Here is a 14,720-nt window from a genome sequence, read left to right on the forward strand (position 1 = left end):
GATCCGAAGATGCGCCCGGAGCGACGTGACCTCGGTCGGGTGTTCAACGAGGTGCCGGAGCTCTACGACCGGGTCCGGCCGGGATACCCCGACGAGTTGTTCGCGGACCTTGCCGGCATGACCGGGATGGACGAAAGGTCGTCGGTGCTGGAGGTGGGCTGCGGTACCGGTCAGGCGACGCGCTCGCTGGCAGCGCTCGGATGCTCGGTGACCGCGGTCGAGCCGGGCCGGGAGATGGCCGCGCTCGCGCGCCGGAGGCTCGCCGGCTTCCGCAACGTCGAAGTCGAGAGATCGACGTTCGAGGAGTGGGACGGCCGCGGCCGTCGCTTCGATGCCCTCGTGGCCGCGTCTTCGTGGCACTGGGTCGACCCGTCGATCGGCTGGCGTCGAGCGCACGACGTGCTCAATCCCGGAGGCTGGATGGCGCTGCTCGGCAACGTCGTCGTCCGCCGGCCGGGAGAGCCCGAGGTGTACGCCGAGACCGCCGATCTCCACGAGCGTTTCTGCCCCGGGAACCCTGGTTGGGGTCATCCGCCGCTGGAGGACGACGTGCGCACCACCGACGAGGGTTGGGGTCAGGTCGACGATCCCGGCGGCTTGTTCGGCCCGACGATCGTGCGCTGGTACCCGACCGTCCAGTGGCTCAACGGGGACGACTTCGCCGATCTGCTTCGCTCGACGTCGCTGTACCGCAGACTCGATCGCGACGTCCGTGAGCCCCTGCTCGACGCCATCGCCGAGCGCATCCGCACGCGGATGGGCGACCGAGCGTCACGCCGTTATCTGAGCGTCCTCCGCCTCGGACAGCGCGCCGATTGAGTCCAGGACGGCCGCCAGTGGCTTGTCATGCGTGCGTGGGAGGATGGCCTCCTCCGTGGTGAGCGGGGGTGGGAGGCGAGGGGCTGTGACGGAACTGCGGGAGACCGTGCTCGGCGACCCTGCCCAGCTGCCCGGGCCTAGTTTGGGTGGGCGCCTTTTCGGGGTCTTGCTGCTTCTCGTCGCGCTGGGGATCTGCGCGGCCGGGGTGAACATGACGCTGACCGCGGCCAAGGTGAAGGGCGTGCAGGGAACGCTGACCGTGGAGCGGTGTTGGAAGCAGAGCCGCAGCGGCAAGGCCTTCGACGAGCCGCGCTGCTCGGGGACGTTCCGGCCGGACGGGGGCGGCGAGCCGGTGGAGAACGCCGAGTACCGGGGAGGCGGCGCTGCGAATGTCGCGGTCGGCGAGGAGCTTCACGTGCACCAGGCCGGGGCGACGTTCAGGCTGTCCGGCGGCAAGGGTCTCGCGCAGGGTGTGATGGCGGTCTTCGGAGGGCTGGCTTTCTCGGCGCTGGCGGTGCCGTTCCTCGCGACGGGAATTCAGCCGCGCTGGTTCAGGCGCGGCGAGAACCGTACGCGGGTGCTGGCCATGGTGACGTTCGGGATCAAAGGGACGACGGCCGGACGCGTACGCAACGTGCTGATGCTGGTTGGGCTCGTGGGCATGGCCGTCTCGTACATCACCTACGCAGCCATGAGTTGAGGCGGGGCCGTATCGTCCGCCCCGCGCAGTCGACATTCGGCGAGTATGCCGGAACCCGCCGACAGCCGAGACTCTCTGCACCTGTCAAGCGGCAGGGCGTGGCCGGGGTGCCGCAGAAGTTTGGGTGAGGCGGAAGGTGAAGTAGTCGACAGTCGAGCCGTCTTTGATGAGGTCGTGGTGGGCGATGACCTGTCTGGTGAATCCTCCTTCGTCGGTGAGTTGCTTGAAGTAGGCCAGGTCACCCGATGTGCCGAAGAAGGTCAGCATGCGTCCGTTGGGCGTCAGGTGCTGTCTGGCGTTGCGAAAGAACGTCGTCATCGCCCGGTAGTTCTCGTCGGTGGTGGCGGCCTCGAGCAGGTCGCGCGCGGCGAACCATCGAAACGGCGGGTCGAAGATGATCAGGTCGAAACGGCCGTCGACGTGGCTGAACACGTCACTGTGGCGGGTTTCGATCCGGTCAGCCACGTTGTTGCGTCCGGCGTTGTCTCGGGCGGCCTGCACGGCGATCGGGTTGATGTCGACGGCCAGAACTCTGCCGGCTGTCGCGGCGGCCAGGATGGCGTTGACACCGCAGCCGGTGCCCATGTCGAGGACCTGGTCGTCGGGACGGACCTCGTTCAGCACGGCCTCACCCAGAAGATGCGACATGCCGGTGATCGGCTGCACTTCGGGCGGAACCACCAGAGTCCTGCCGAGGTAGGTGAACGTCTGGCCGGAGCCCGCCTCGATTTTGGCGGCTTCGTAGGCGCGCTGATGCCACTGGCGGATACGTTCTGCCTCGGCGGCGGAGAGCATCGGGGTGTAGGAGGAGCCGGTCGGCCGAGAGCGGGGCGGGTCGGTTTGGCCCATGCCGGAATCCTACTGAAGTGAATAACTGATCCGTCTCGGGCCGAGAAGAGAACAACATGCCCCAGAAGGTCTTCTGAAGGACGCGGGTCGACTCCAGGTCGTTGAGTGATCCGTTTCGGCGGAACTCCGTGCGGTGTTGAAGCGTTTTCACAGCGGGGATATCGTCCGCAATGGGGGGTTATGGTCGATGGGCCGGAGCAAGACTGCTCGGAGGAAATCCCGTCGGAAAAGTTCTCGTCCTGGGGAAGGACAGCACCGTTCCGCTGACCGCCGTCCTGGTCCGCGCTCCCGGCTGTTACGGCCACAGTGGGGGTTCTTTTCCTTCAGCGGCTTCGTCGCGCTCATATCGGCCATCGCGGCCCTCGTCGTCGTCACGATGACGGTGGAGGACTACTGGGGGCTGCGCAGAATCCAGCAGCACGGCCTCGGGGCGGAGGCCACCGTCGTCGACGTGCACCGCCCGCGGAAGAGACCGGAAGAGGTCAGGGTCAGGTTCGTCACCCGAGACGGCGCCACGATCGAGGCGTGGGTCGGGGTTCACCGGTGGGCCGGACTTGAGGAAGTGGGGGCCCGCCGGGAGATCCTCTACGATCCCGCCGATCCGGAGGGCGGCGTGCTGGACAAGGGCGAGACCTGGCTCCACGAGACACATCTGTACAGCGCCGTCGCCGTGCTGGTGCTCCTCGTGACGGCTTTCGTGCTCTGGCGTCCTAAACTCGTCTGGGCTGTATGGGACCGGGTCACCATCAGGCGGTGACCCGGTCCCGTCACGCGCCAGGCGGTCGCGGACCCGCGCCCTCCTCGCGGTACCGCGCGTCGTGCTCCGCCACCGGATCCGTCACTGAATCGGCCATGCCTGCCGACCCTGGTGATGAGTTGTCGCGCCCGCACCCGTCACACCTACGACAGGACACGACGAAGCGGAAGGATGACGTGATGAGTGCGGACATGCGGCTGGAGGAGCTGGGCGTGAGCGGTCTGGGCGAGGTCGACGAGCCGGCGTTCTCGGGGCTGGCGGAGCGGCACCGGAGGGAGCTGCACGTGCACTGCTACCGGATGCTCGGGTCGTTCGAGGACGCCGAGGACACCGTGCAGGAGACGTTCCTGCGTGCCTGGCGGCGGCGGGAGACCTTCGAGGGGCGGTCGACGTTCCGGGCCTGGCTGTACCGGATCGCCACCAACGCCTGCCTGGACCTGCTCGCCAAGTGCCGTCCGGAGCCTGCGACCGGCGGCGAGGTGCCGTGGCTGCAGCCCTACCCGGACCGGCTGCTCGACGAGCTGCCCGCGGGCGACGCGGACGAGCCGGAGTCCGTCGCCGTCGCGCGGGAGACGATCGAGCTGGCGTACCTGGTCGCAGTCCAGCACCTCGCCCCGCGCCCGCGGGCCGTGCTGATCCTGCGGGACGTGCTCGGCTGGCCGGCGAAGGACGTCGCGGAGCTCCTCGGGGACTCCGTCAACTCCGTGAACAGCGCGCTGCAGCGGGCCCGCGCCGGCATGCGGGAGCACCTGCCCACCGAGCGGCAGGACTGGACCGGCGGCGAGGAGGACGCCGGGACGCGCGAGCTGGTGCGCCGCTATACCGACGCCAGCGTGGCCACGGACATCGGCGGGCTCGCCGCACTGCTGCGGGACGACGTCCGCTGCTCGATGCCGCCCACGCCGGGCCTGCACGTCGGCCGCGACGCGGTGGTGAACGACTGGGTCGAGAGCGGCTTCGAGAGCTTGAAGCACCTGCGCGCCGTCCCCACCTCCGTGAACCGGCAGCCCGCCATCGCCTTCTACCTCTGGCGGAAGCAGGAGGGCGCGTACCTGCCGCTGACGATCGACGTCCTGCGCGTCACCGGCGGGGCGATCACCGAGATCGTCACCTTCCACGACGACCAGTTCCCGCGGCTCGGGCTGCCGGAGCGCCTGCCGGCGGACGGCACGGAGTAGCCCCGGTGTGGACGCTCACGCTGCGCGGTGGCGCGCGTGTCGCGGTGGTCGCGGCGGAGTGGTGCGACGCGTTCGGCGTCGTCACCCGCGGGCGGGTGCAGCTGGAGCTGCGCGACGGCGAGCCCGGGCCGGTCCTCGGGCGCGACGCCGGGTTCTGGCTCCGCGGCACCGGCGTCCGCGCCCTGCGCAACCCCGGCCGTCGCACGGCGAGGGTGCGCGTCGTCACCCCCGCCAGTCACCGAATGATGGAAGGACGACATGAACAGCATGAATGACACCGGGGGAGTCGCAGGCCCGGCATCGGGCCAGACCAGCCACAGCCACCGACTTCTCGGGCTCGCCGGCACCGGCTTCATCGCCACGCTCGCGGCGAGCGTGGCCACCACCCTCGCCGCTGCGCTTGCCCAGGCCGTTGGCGTCGACTTCGAGGTCTCCGATGGTGGCGAGACGATCCCGTTGCCCGGGTTCGCCGTGGTGACCGGCTTCTTCTCGATCGTGGGCGTCGTCATCGCCGTCGCTCTTCTTCGTTGGAGCGCTCGCCCCGCCGAGCGATTCGTGTGGACGGCAGTGTCGCTGACCGCGATCTCGCTGGTCCCGCCCCTCCTCATCGGGGCGAACACCGCCACCACCATCGCCCTCCTCGTGCTACACCTCGTCCCTGCGGCGGTGATGATCCCCATCCTGGCGCGGAGCCTCCGCACCCGGACCGATTGACGATCCCGCAACGAAATGCCGGCAGGTGCCATAGGGAATTCCTATGGCACCCCCGGCCACCACGTCCACGCCCGTTCCCCCGGATCCCGGTCGATCAGCTCATTTCAGGGGAACCGTAGCCATTACAGATAGTCGGGCATTACGCCTTGCACCAGGTTGTTCAGCGCTTCATGGATATCAGTTCCGACAAGCATTTCCCCGGTTGAACCTATCAGCAACACTCGTCCCCGCTCGTCACCTGCGAGGGCGGCTCCGTCGCCGTAGAGGATGCCGATGGGGAACGCGACACTTCTGGCCATGCCGGAAAGTTGGGCGTACGCGCGAGGACTCAACAAGCCTATCGTGGGATCCAGTTGAAAAGGGTGCTTGCGCATTGTCCGCCCCGGCCCTGTGACGTTTACATCAAGTCCACCGAATTCCCGCAGCATGTCAAGCACGGTAACTGGTGGTTCCGCATACCCGAGGTCGTCGGAGAAACCCGGTCCGGCTTGAAGATTTCGACGTTGATGTATCACTCTGATTTCTTCGACCCAGCGGTCGACCTGATCTCCGATATTCCGTCCGGGCTGCCAACCGGCTTCGGTCAGCTTCTCGATTGTTTCGGCTTCGAGCAGCGTCCTTCCCATCGGGCATCGACCTCTCAAGGAAACCCCGGTGATGATCAAGGCGAGCAAGCCTACCGTAGTTCGTATGTCCTGCCCTGCCATTAAAGATTTCTAGCTCGACTTGAGTGAGTAGTTGCTGTGTACGGCGCTGAGCCATTTCGCGTCGATCTCTCGCCCGGTGATCCGGCTCGCCAACCGTAGCGCGGAGGTGACGCTGACCTCGATGTACACCGGATCCTCGATCCCTGGGTCATCCGGGTCGTCCAACTGGAAGGTGAGACCCTCCATGAGCGGGTCGAGGGCGTTCGGGTCGGCGCCTCCTCGCTCATCGGGCCAGTGGATGGCGAAGCAGGTGACGAGGACTCCGTCGATCGCCCAGTCCACGCGGTAGTTGTCGTGGCCGCACTTGATGCTGAGCGCTCGCGTGCCACGCGAGACTTCAGGCAGGAAAGTCAGCGGGGAGATGAGAAAGTCGAACAGCAAGGCCTGGGCCCAACCATTGGCCGTGCCGGCCCACATTCCGGGTCCGGGCTCAGCCTCTGGCCGCGCCAAGTTTTCGATGGTGCACCGGAACGCGCTGGAGGGGTCAGCGCCCAGACGCAGGCACAGTTCGTTGGCGCCCATTCCCTCCGCCCACACCAGGTGGAAGCCGGAGTATTCCTCGCTGTCGAAGCCGCAAGACACCATCAGGTCGTATAGGTCGGTGGGGTGAGACACGAGAAACTCTCCGTAAGATGGCGTGCTTGTGGGCGTGCAGTTGGGCGTCGGTGAGGAGCTTGCGGACCTGGCGGGCCTCGTCCTTGCCGATGGTGGCGACGTTGAGCCGGGAGAGCACCCAGCCCCAGCGGTTGCTCGATGATCCTTCCGTCGTGCGCCTCGACCACCGTCATCGGAGACGTCACCACCTCCGTCTGACCTCGGGCGGCAAGGTCAAGCCAGGCGATCATCTTGCCTGAGGCATAGGTGTCCGGTGGCGCCGGACACCACGGTCACTGCCGAGACCAGGGTGTTCACCGGCGGCGCCGGCGAATGCGTCCGGTGCCGTTGCCGGACATGGCCCCGGTCCCGATCGTTGGCGATAAGGTCACTACGACCTTCGATCGAGCGGCAACTCCAAGCGAAAGGAACACGGCATGACCAACGTCCGGCGGCATCTCGTTGAGGGTCAAACCTTCAAGCGGTTACGCGTACTCGCTCTGGTGTCCGTTCCCGCCGCATTACTGATCAGTGTGCCGGCTTCGGCAGACGCACCTTCCCCGAAGGCGTCGACAAGCGCGAGCTCCACCTGTTACGAGCCGGCTCGTGATCAGGTCCTGACCACTCAGCAGGGCATCGACCTCTTCAAGGCGTGCTCCGCGGCCAATGCGACTGCCGCCCCCGGATGGCACTGGATGGGCAACTACGGGGACGTCTACTCCCTGGCCAACGCCGCCAATTCATGGGGGGCCGGGCCAGGGGAGCTTCTCACCCAGATCATGAGCAACGGCCTTCTGGCCACGTTCATGTACTACTGAGAAGGCGGCTAGACCGGGGGGTATAACGGCACTGCCGACTTCCCCTTGGGGGTGTGGCCCCAAGGGGAGGTAAAGCGCCTTACCCCCAGCAGGATCGCCAGCGTTTCCACAGGTCAGCCCATTGTTGACAGGGCATCTTCATTCCGTCCCTTGAGTCCAACGCGCTGATCTGCGGAAACGTGATCCGGCCCTCGGGCCCCGCATACCCGGGCCGGAAAGACCTTTGCGTGCCGCCCGTCGTCACTCCTTGATGACCGCGTCCCGTGGTCCGCCGTAGACGGGGTTCTTGTCCAGCCGGTTCTCCGTCACGAGCAGTTGGATCACTCCCTTGGCGTTCTCCTCCGCCTCCCAGACGACCCAGTGGTCGCCGACAGGCTCCTTCTGCGTGTGGACGATGCCGAACCCCCCGGGGTTTCCAGGCGGAACGGAGATGACCGCGAAGATCACCTTCTTGCCGCGACGTCTCAGCTCGGGCAGGACCTCGCCGACGGTCTTCTCATCCACGCGCAGCCCCTCCAGTGAGCGGCCTTTGTAGGTCGCGAGGCGGAATTCGGGCTCGGTCACCTTCGGCGTGGGCGCGGGCACGGGTTCGCAGGGCGCCACCGGGCCCTCCATCAGATACGTGCTGGTGCTGTTGCCGCCGATGGTCCAGACGAACGTTTGACCGGGGCCGAACAGCTTGGCGTTGATGTGCATCTGCCAGCCCTTCGACTCGCCGGGGATGTTCTCCGGCACGCTGTACAGGCCGCGCGGAATGTTGTCCACGTGCTTGCCTCGCGGCTCCCGGCACATCATGCCCTTGGGGACGTAGTCCACCGTCGCGGGCACCTTCAGTTCCCGCAGCCTCCTCTCCAGTTCGGCGGCGTCATTGAAGTCGCGGATCTGGATCGTCACCATCCCGTCGTCCAGGTTGACGGCGTACGAGCTGGTCACGCCGCCCTGCGTCACGATCGGGACCGTCACGATACCGGCGGCGAGCGCGACCGCGGCCGCCAGCCCGAACGCCAGTCGCCTTGGCGGGTATCGGCGGCGGCTCCGCGGCGTCGTTTCGGGCTCCTGCGCGGTGATCGCGGCCAGCAGCGCCCGCGCCCCCGCGCCGGACGGCTCGCCCCCCTGGCCGCCGGGTTCGACCCGGGCCAGCGTCTTGATCGCCTCGATCTCGTCGATGTTCTTCATGGCGTTCCTCACAGCGGCCTCTCCGCCGGGACCAGCCGGCTCTCTGCGGTGACGTGCACGCCCGCCGCGGCAAGCGCGCGAGACAAGCGCCTGCGGGCGCGATGCAGCCTGATGCGGACGGCGTTGCGGGACAGCCCCAGCACTTTGGCGATCTCCTCGCGCTCCAGGCCCTCCCAGGCGAGCAGGGACAGCAACTCCCGGTCGTCGGCGGGCAGGCTCCTGAATGCTCGGCCGATCGCGTCCAGTTCGACCTCGGTGTCGGGGGAGTGCCCGTACAGGTCGACCAGATCGGCGTCGAGTTCGGCGGTGCGCGCCCGGCGGCGGTTGTCACCCCGGAAGTGGTTGGCCAGGACCTTGCGCGCCACCCCGTACAGCCAGAGCGTGGCCTCGGCGCCCTCCGGCAGTTCGTCCACCCTGCGCCAGGCGACGGTGAAGGTTTCGGCCACTACGTCGGCGGCGTCCTGCGGCGAGTCGCAGCGGCGCGCGGCGTAGGCCGTGATCTGGCCGTAGGCCTGGTTGTAGGCGGCCTCGAACTTGGCCAACCGCGCGTCATCCACGAGCGGTTCCCATGGCGAGTCTCCTTATCAGCTCATTTGCTCGGACATCTCTGCCTATGTGCGCGCACCCACCCATCATTTCCAGCGGGCCGGATTCCGGGAGCACGAGCATCGCCCTGACGAGGATGGGACATGATGGGAGAGCGCCCAACCACCGCGCATGCATGTTGCCGAGCCCGGTTCCGACGCGGCGACGCTCGTCGGCAAGGGCCTGGTCGAGCGGCGGCTGTTCAACGTCACGCAGGCGACGATGCGAGCCGCGCGGACATCCCGATCATGACGCAGGTCGGAGCCGCTCCGAAGGCCGCCCTTGAGGTTTCGTGGACGGAGCGGGAAAGGATTGTGGAGATGAGCGGCACTGGCGCAGGCATGCCGGCGCAGACGGGCAGCCGACGGCTGATGTGGGATGCGCTTCCGCCGGCCGTGCGCAAGCAGTTCGAACTGCTTGTCGGGCAACGGGTCGTGACTGCGGTCAGCCAGCCGGGCGGGTTCTCGGAGGGGCTGGCGGTGCGGGCGCGACTGTCGGACGGCTCAGGGGTATTCGTCAAGGCCGCGCATGCGCCGACGTCCCCCGCCGCGGCGAGCCACCACCGCCAGGAGATCGCCATCTCCCAGCGGCTGCCGATCGACGCGCCGGTGCCACGGCTGCTGCACGTCCACGATGACGGAGAGTGGGTGGCGCTGGTGTTCGAGGAGATTCCCGGGAACCTGCCGGCGCAGCCGTGGCAGCGCGATGACCTGGACCGGGTACTGGCCGCGATCTCCGACCTGGTGAACGCGCTGACCCCCGCACCGATCGACGCGTCGCTGCCGGCTCTGCCCAGACTGGGCGGATGGGCTGACCTCACCCAGCCCGTGGCGCGAGAAAGGATACGGGCGCTGTCTGGGTGGGCCGCGGACCACCTTGACGATCTGGTAGCCCTGGAATCGGGGGCGGACGTCGCAGGATCGACCTTGCTGCATGGCGATCTGTACCCGTTCAACCTGCTGCTGACCCCGGATCGTGTGGTCGTCATCGACTGGCCGCACGCATGGATAGGAGCGCCGTTCTGCGACCTGGTCACGCTGCTGTCCAGCGCACGGCTGAGCGGGGTGGACCCGCAGCCGATCGTGGAGAGCCATCCCCTGACCCGAGGAGCAGGGCGGGAGCAGATCGACGGGCTGTTGGCGCTGCATTCCGGCTTCCTGCTGCGCAGCGCCGTATCAGCCGGGCCGGACGCCGACCCGAACATCGTGGCCATGATGACGGCTCTGGGGCTGGCGTCGGTGCAGTGGCTGGCCGACCGGTGGCCGCCCACGAAGTGACACCCGGCGGGTCCGGCGCGTCGCCGCCATCCCGGGACACGGCGGGCGACTACTTGGTGTACAGGCCGATCGACCAGCGCACCGGGCGGTTGGGGTGTCCGCCCCACACACCCACCTGCCCGGTGACGGTGACGCGTGCGCCCTTCGGGACCACATGCTCGGTCAGCGCCATTGGATAGGGCCCACTCTTCCAAACGGCGCAGTTCACGGTCATGGCGACCTCCTCATCGTTGATCTTCAGCTTGAACCACGTCCGGGCGGCCGCTGATATTGCACATCCGGTCGCCGGCCAAAGATCGTTAGAAGGGTGGCTCTCCCCCGATCGGGTTCGCTTCCGGGCGTGTTCAGACGGGGTGATACGGAGTGTCACACCATGGATCTTCGCAATGCGCGATCTGTTCTTCCGGTTCCGGTGTGTCGAGGCGTCGCCCGGAAAGCTCGCCAGGAGTCCAGCGGATGCATTCGGGCCTTTGCCCGGTGCCGGTGCGGCAGAACTCCTCCAGAGCAGTCCGGATCTGGGGAACCGGCAGGGTGCTGCGCGGGTGGTGATAGCGGGGAAAACCGGGGTCGGAGAAAACATCCGGGTCGAAGGCGGGCGGGTGCGGGTTGTCCGAGATCCACACGTGCTCGGCGATGGCCGGGTCGACCGGCACAGCGCTGCCCTCCGTGACAAACCACGTCAGGGCGCCGAAGCCCGTCACGGCGTTCACTGCGATGTGCAGGTAGTTGTCGAAATCATGAGGGAAGACGTCCATCTCCAGGTGCCGCTCGGTGAAGATGAACGCCGCGGTCATGCCGCCGTCCGGCCAGTTGGGCTCAGGCAGATTCTCGAATGCCTTCTGGACCCACGCGGGCACCGGCTTCGGGTCGGGATCTGGGCTCGCGTCTGGATCCGGAAGGTTCTCGATGACCTCGGTGATCAACTGCGTCATCTCTGGCGGTGACTTGGCATGACGAATTCTGCCGTGCATGAAAGCGTTCAGGACCAACGTCCGTTCCCTCCAGCGTTCTCAGCAACGTCACTGAGGAGTACGACGCTCAACCATAGATCGTCACCTGAAGACAGGCGCCGCGTCGGTCCTCGAACAGACGCCGTCCCACGGCTTTCGAGATCAGGAAGCGACTTGATCAGCGGATTGCTTCCGACCAGAGCTCGGCTGGACGCATCCCAGCAACTCGACTCTCTCCCGACTTGGGAGCAGGCGGTCGCTTCTGGGACCATCGTGCGAAACGCCCCAGGAGACGTCTGTGGGCTGTCAAGCTTGGGCAGGTGGCAACGAAACCCCCCGCCGGCGACCGAAGAGAAGATCCTCCCCCGAGCGAAATGGGCGGCGTCCGCTTGACGCCGATCGGCGCGGCCCTGGCAGGCGCTTTGCTGCTGGCCATAGTCGGAGTAGCCGGCCTGGTCACGACTTTGCTGATCGTCTGGGGAAGTCCGGCGATGCAGCCAACTCCCACGCTGTCACTGGCAAGCCTCCTGGACATGATCAAAATCTCCGGTGGCGCAGTCGCCGGGGTCGGGGGCGTGATCGCACTCGTTGTGGCCTACCGGCGGCAGCGCGTGCTCGAGACGACCTCCGCGCTCGAACATGCCAAGGAGGACCGTGAACGCTCCCGCATGTTCAACGAACGCTTCGCCACCGCCTGCGGCCAACTCGGCGAGGACAGCGCGGCTGTACGACTGGCAGGCATCCATGCCCTCGCCGGACTCGCCGATGACTGGCCTGCCGGCCGCCAGACATGCATCGACGTGCTGTGCGCCTACCTACGCATGCCCTATGAGATCAACCCCGAGCCGGACGCCTCCGTGGAACATCGGCTCTATCTGCGGTCGATGGCCGAGGTCAGACGCACGATCTGGCGGATCATCGGGATTCACCTGCGGCTGGAGACAGAACCGTCGTGGTGCGGGCACGACTTCGACTTCACCGGCGTCGTGATCGACTGCGATGTTCCCTTCTTCGGAGCCCGGCTTTCAACCGGCAAGATGAGGTTCAGCGGCGCCCAGATCATCAGCGGAAACGTCTGGTTCCACAACGCGGAGTTCTCGGGCTGTGAGATGGTCCTGTCCAACATGGAGTTGAGCGGAGGTGAACTGTCGTTCCAGGGCGCGACATTCTCCGACAGTGTGATCTGGCTGGTGGGTGCGAAGTTCCGCGGCGGAGAGGTGTCCTTCGGCCATACCAGCTTCTGTGGCGCCGAGGTCTGGTTCCACAACGCGCACTTCATCGGCAGCAAGGCGGGGTTCGACCAGGCGCGTTTCCTGAGCGGCAAGGCCTATTTCGGCACAGCGATGTTCGACGGCAGCGAAGTCACATTCGAAGGCGCACGGTTCGAAGGCGGTGAGGTGGATCTGCGAGCTGCCTCCGGCGTGGACGCCGCCTCGTTCGCGCTGCCCTCCACCGCTCCGGGTCTGCTTCTGCCGCTTCCAGACCAGCGGACTAGCCAACGGGATCCGGATCAGCAAGAGGCCTGATCGCGGATGAGAAACTCGGCGCCCTTGGTGGATACGCAGGCTGTCGAGGGCGCTCTTGCGAAGGATCGCCATGGGGTTCTGCCTCCTCGCAGTCGGGGAAGGTCCAGTCGCATATCGTGGCCGAACACGACGGGCCTTCTGGTAACTGGATCCACTCGGGTGGAGGGGGCGTGAGGCCCTGGGCGGTCGCGGGCGCGCTCAGGAGTGAGAGCGGCAGCGTGAGGGGCGCGATCAGGGCAGCGCGGCGGTGCGGTCGGATGGATAACCCACCCCGAGCGTGACGGTGAGTCCTTCCTCAGCCGCCAGCACCTCACCGCCGAACTCCTTCCGTGCGGCGGCCCGGTCGTTGCCTGGCCAGAAGTGGGTCACCACCAGCCGGCGGGCGCAGCGGGCCCATCCACGGAGCCGACAGCTCGCGACAGTTGAAAAGGTGAGAGACCAGTACCCCGGAAGGTGCGCCGTTCGCCGTATCAGGGTGTCTCGCGCTGAAGGTGTTCCTGCGGCAAGTCGGCGATCGCGCCCACCAGGAGTGATCCGTTCAGCAGGTCGGCGGTGAACGTCACGCCGGTGAGGCGGGCCGCCATCGCGAACATCCGCGCGAGGCCGTGCTCGAACAGGTCGTTGTCCTGCTGGTCCCACTCCTCGTCCGAGCCCTCCTCCAAAGGCAGGCCGAACTCGCGCATGAGGTCGGCGAGCCGGTCGGTGTCGGCACCAGAGCGCCACTCGGGAAAAGTCGGGTCGAAAGCCGTGATCACCATGCCGTCCGCGGCGTAGTGGAAGTAGTCGCAGGCGTAGTTATGCCGTAAGACGGACACCACGTCGGTGCCGACCGACAGCCGCGCCAGCGTCGGATTGTTCGTCCCCGACCAGCCACACGGCTCCACCGCCGCGCACCCGTCGCCGGTGGCGACCACTCCGACATAGCCACCGCCGTCACCGCCGTCGGTCGCCACCGTGAAGTCGGAGACCGCCAGCCCCAGCTCGGCGAAGCTCATCTCCGTGCTCGTGCGGGCGCCGAACCGGCGCAGCACCTCGGCCGGGTCGAGCCCCCGCAGCAAGGTCACGCAGTAGATCTCGCCGAGGAGGTTGCCCCGACCGCCGTACGGCGGTTGCAGCCAGCGGAACGGCGTCAGCGCATCGATTGTCATGTCGCGATCTTGGCAGGCCCTACCGACATAGTCAGGCCCACTTCACCCTTCCGCACGCACCTGCTGTTCGAGAGCCGGCCTGTTGCTGTCGGAATCACGGAAAGTCCCGGCCAGGGGGGCCAGGAGCCCCGTCATGACCGCGCTGGAATGGGCACGGAAGCGGGGCACGCGGAATTAACTTGGGTTCTTGGCCTCTTCTCGCAGGTCAGAGCGAGATAATCTTGTCGGGCATGCTGAACTGGGCAGCCATAAACGCGAGGTTCGCGGCTCTGTCCCTCAAGCGCGGTGAGCACCAGGAGGTGGTCGGCGTTCCCCGGCAGCGGCGGCCGTGGCGCGCGCGGTGTCGGCCGGCGCGTCCGCCGTTCATCCCTTCTGCATGGGCCCGGAATCCCCAGAGGTGCATCGAGCCGTGTTTCTGAATCCCGCTGCGGCAGACCAGCGAGGTGCGACGCAGGAGACCGGGGGAAGGGCGCCGTCCGCGAAGCGGCCATGGTGACGGGGCAACGCCCCCATGCCATGGTGATCGCATGATCGAGAACCAGACCCCCACGCCGGTCCCGCTCCCCCCGCCCCTGCGTTACCTGACTGAAGACGAGAATAACCACGTCAAGAAGACCGCCTCCGAACAAACCCAGAATTATGGGATGGATGAGGCAGCGGCAATGGCAGTCGCCTACGCTGCTCTGGGCGCTATAGGCCTGTTCGGGACGCAGTCGATTCTTGCGGAAAGCAACGACGAGAAGTGCAACGCGCTGAGACTGGCATGGGACGCCGCGCAGCCAAAGGAGAGGATGTATCTCGGGCTGTGGTTCCAGTGCATCAGAGATCCCGGCCACGACAGCGACCACGTCGCCTACAGCATAGTTGAGTGGTCTGACGGCGAGCCCGGCACTGTGCCCGCCACCAGGACAGCCTGACGGCC

Annotated in this window: 19 protein-coding genes; 10 read left to right on the plus strand and 9 right to left on the minus strand. The window is 66.9% G+C overall.

The features are described 5' to 3' along the window. Window positions 1-39: 39 nt before the first annotated feature. Together ACFOY2_RS01860 and ACFOY2_RS01865 are read left to right on the plus strand one after the other, a co-directional pair. Window positions 40-819 carry a class I SAM-dependent methyltransferase gene (locus ACFOY2_RS01860; protein WP_379526116.1) on the plus strand — a complete coding sequence of 260 codons (780 nt, stop codon included), beginning with the start codon at window positions 40-42 and terminating at the stop codon, window positions 817-819. An 85-nt stretch (window positions 820-904) separates the two neighbouring features. After that, on the plus strand, window positions 905-1,519 hold the full coding sequence (locus ACFOY2_RS01865) for a hypothetical protein (protein WP_379526117.1): 615 nt from the start codon (window positions 905-907) through the stop codon (window positions 1,517-1,519). Between the two features lie 84 nt (window positions 1,520-1,603). Here ACFOY2_RS01865 and ACFOY2_RS01870 read toward each other — a convergent pair whose 3' ends face one another. Beyond that, window positions 1,604-2,368 (minus strand): methyltransferase, encoded by a 765-nt coding sequence (locus tag ACFOY2_RS01870; RefSeq protein WP_379526118.1) that lies wholly within the window; start codon window positions 2,366-2,368, stop codon window positions 1,604-1,606. Between the two features lie 376 nt (window positions 2,369-2,744). Here ACFOY2_RS01870 and ACFOY2_RS01875 point away from each other — a divergent pair, with 376 nt between their 5' ends. The 4 genes from ACFOY2_RS01875 to ACFOY2_RS01890 all read left to right on the plus strand — a co-directional run bounded on the left by ACFOY2_RS01875 (window position 2,745) and on the right by ACFOY2_RS01890 (window position 5,017). Continuing rightward, entirely contained in the window at window positions 2,745-3,125 is a 381-nt protein-coding gene (locus ACFOY2_RS01875) for a DUF3592 domain-containing protein (protein WP_449290121.1), read from the plus strand. 179 nt (window positions 3,126-3,304) lie between these two features. Continuing rightward, complete coding sequence (locus ACFOY2_RS01880) at window positions 3,305-4,303, plus strand: RNA polymerase subunit sigma-70 (RefSeq protein WP_379526120.1); 999 nt, start codon at window positions 3,305-3,307, stop codon at window positions 4,301-4,303. A gap of 5 nt (window positions 4,304-4,308) precedes the next feature. After that, window positions 4,309-4,578: a hypothetical protein gene (locus ACFOY2_RS01885; protein ID WP_379526121.1), complete on the plus strand. Its 270-nt coding sequence runs from the start codon at window positions 4,309-4,311 to the stop codon at window positions 4,576-4,578. After that, on the plus strand, window positions 4,562-5,017 hold the full coding sequence (locus tag ACFOY2_RS01890) for a DUF6069 family protein (protein WP_379526122.1): 456 nt from the start codon (window positions 4,562-4,564) through the stop codon (window positions 5,015-5,017). Before ACFOY2_RS01885 ends, ACFOY2_RS01890 begins: the two co-directional genes overlap by 17 nt. Window positions 5,018-5,139: 122 nt before the next feature. Here ACFOY2_RS01890 and ACFOY2_RS01895 read toward each other — a convergent pair whose 3' ends face one another. Together ACFOY2_RS01895 and ACFOY2_RS01900 are read right to left on the minus strand one after the other, a co-directional pair. Further along, on the minus strand, window positions 5,140-5,682 hold the full coding sequence (locus tag ACFOY2_RS01895) for an SUKH-3 domain-containing protein (RefSeq protein WP_379526123.1): 543 nt from the start codon (window positions 5,680-5,682) through the stop codon (window positions 5,140-5,142). A gap of 51 nt (window positions 5,683-5,733) precedes the next feature. Further along, entirely contained in the window at window positions 5,734-6,339 is a 606-nt protein-coding gene (locus ACFOY2_RS01900; RefSeq protein WP_379526124.1) for a DUF6461 domain-containing protein, read from the minus strand. 416 nt (window positions 6,340-6,755) lie between these two features. Here ACFOY2_RS01900 and ACFOY2_RS01905 point away from each other — a divergent pair, with 416 nt between their 5' ends. Further along, window positions 6,756-7,136, plus strand: a complete 381-nt coding sequence (locus ACFOY2_RS01905; protein ID WP_379526125.1) for a hypothetical protein — start codon at window positions 6,756-6,758, stop codon at window positions 7,134-7,136. Between the two features lie 240 nt (window positions 7,137-7,376). Here the strand turns inward: ACFOY2_RS01905 and ACFOY2_RS01910 are convergent, their stop codons facing one another. Together ACFOY2_RS01910 and ACFOY2_RS01915 are read right to left on the minus strand one after the other, a co-directional pair. Then, complete coding sequence (locus ACFOY2_RS01910; RefSeq protein ID WP_379526126.1) at window positions 7,377-8,312, minus strand: hypothetical protein; 936 nt, start codon at window positions 8,310-8,312, stop codon at window positions 7,377-7,379. An 8-nt stretch (window positions 8,313-8,320) separates the two neighbouring features. Continuing rightward, on the minus strand, window positions 8,321-8,869 hold the full coding sequence (locus ACFOY2_RS01915; protein ID WP_379526127.1) for an RNA polymerase sigma factor: 549 nt from the start codon (window positions 8,867-8,869) through the stop codon (window positions 8,321-8,323). A gap of 348 nt (window positions 8,870-9,217) precedes the next feature. On the opposite strand from ACFOY2_RS01915, the gene ACFOY2_RS01920 reads away from it, so the two are divergent. After that, window positions 9,218-10,174, plus strand: a complete 957-nt coding sequence (locus ACFOY2_RS01920) for a phosphotransferase family protein (RefSeq protein WP_379526128.1) — start codon at window positions 9,218-9,220, stop codon at window positions 10,172-10,174. Between the two features lie 49 nt (window positions 10,175-10,223). On the opposite strand, the gene ACFOY2_RS01925 is transcribed toward ACFOY2_RS01920, so the two are convergent. After that, a complete protein-coding gene (locus ACFOY2_RS01925) occupies window positions 10,224-10,388 on the minus strand; it encodes a hypothetical protein (protein WP_379526129.1) in 165 nt (54 codons plus the stop codon). 130 nt (window positions 10,389-10,518) lie between these two features. Continuing rightward, window positions 10,519-11,163 (minus strand): Imm1 family immunity protein, encoded by a 645-nt coding sequence (locus ACFOY2_RS01930; RefSeq protein ID WP_379526130.1) that lies wholly within the window; start codon window positions 11,161-11,163, stop codon window positions 10,519-10,521. A gap of 281 nt (window positions 11,164-11,444) precedes the next feature. Here ACFOY2_RS01930 and ACFOY2_RS01935 point away from each other — a divergent pair, with 281 nt between their 5' ends. After that, complete coding sequence (locus ACFOY2_RS01935) at window positions 11,445-12,650, plus strand: hypothetical protein (RefSeq protein WP_379526131.1); 1,206 nt, start codon at window positions 11,445-11,447, stop codon at window positions 12,648-12,650. A gap of 231 nt (window positions 12,651-12,881) precedes the next feature. Here ACFOY2_RS01935 and ACFOY2_RS01940 read toward each other — a convergent pair whose 3' ends face one another. Together ACFOY2_RS01940 and ACFOY2_RS01945 are read right to left on the minus strand one after the other, a co-directional pair. Further along, window positions 12,882-13,019 (minus strand): hypothetical protein, encoded by a 138-nt coding sequence (locus tag ACFOY2_RS01940; RefSeq protein ID WP_379526132.1) that lies wholly within the window; start codon window positions 13,017-13,019, stop codon window positions 12,882-12,884. 101 nt (window positions 13,020-13,120) lie between these two features. Beyond that, window positions 13,121-13,798, minus strand: coding sequence for a DUF6461 domain-containing protein (locus tag ACFOY2_RS01945; RefSeq protein WP_379526133.1), 678 nt, complete (start codon window positions 13,796-13,798; stop codon window positions 13,121-13,123). A 527-nt stretch (window positions 13,799-14,325) separates the two neighbouring features. Between ACFOY2_RS01945 and ACFOY2_RS01950 the strand changes: the two genes are divergently transcribed. Next, window positions 14,326-14,715 carry a hypothetical protein gene (locus tag ACFOY2_RS01950; RefSeq protein WP_379526134.1) on the plus strand — a complete coding sequence of 130 codons (390 nt, stop codon included), beginning with the start codon at window positions 14,326-14,328 and terminating at the stop codon, window positions 14,713-14,715. Window positions 14,716-14,720 lie beyond the last annotated feature (5 nt).

This window comes from Nonomuraea purpurea, from assembly GCF_042650645.1.
GTDB classification, from domain to species: Bacteria; Actinomycetota; Actinomycetes; order Streptosporangiales; family Streptosporangiaceae; genus Nonomuraea; species Nonomuraea purpurea.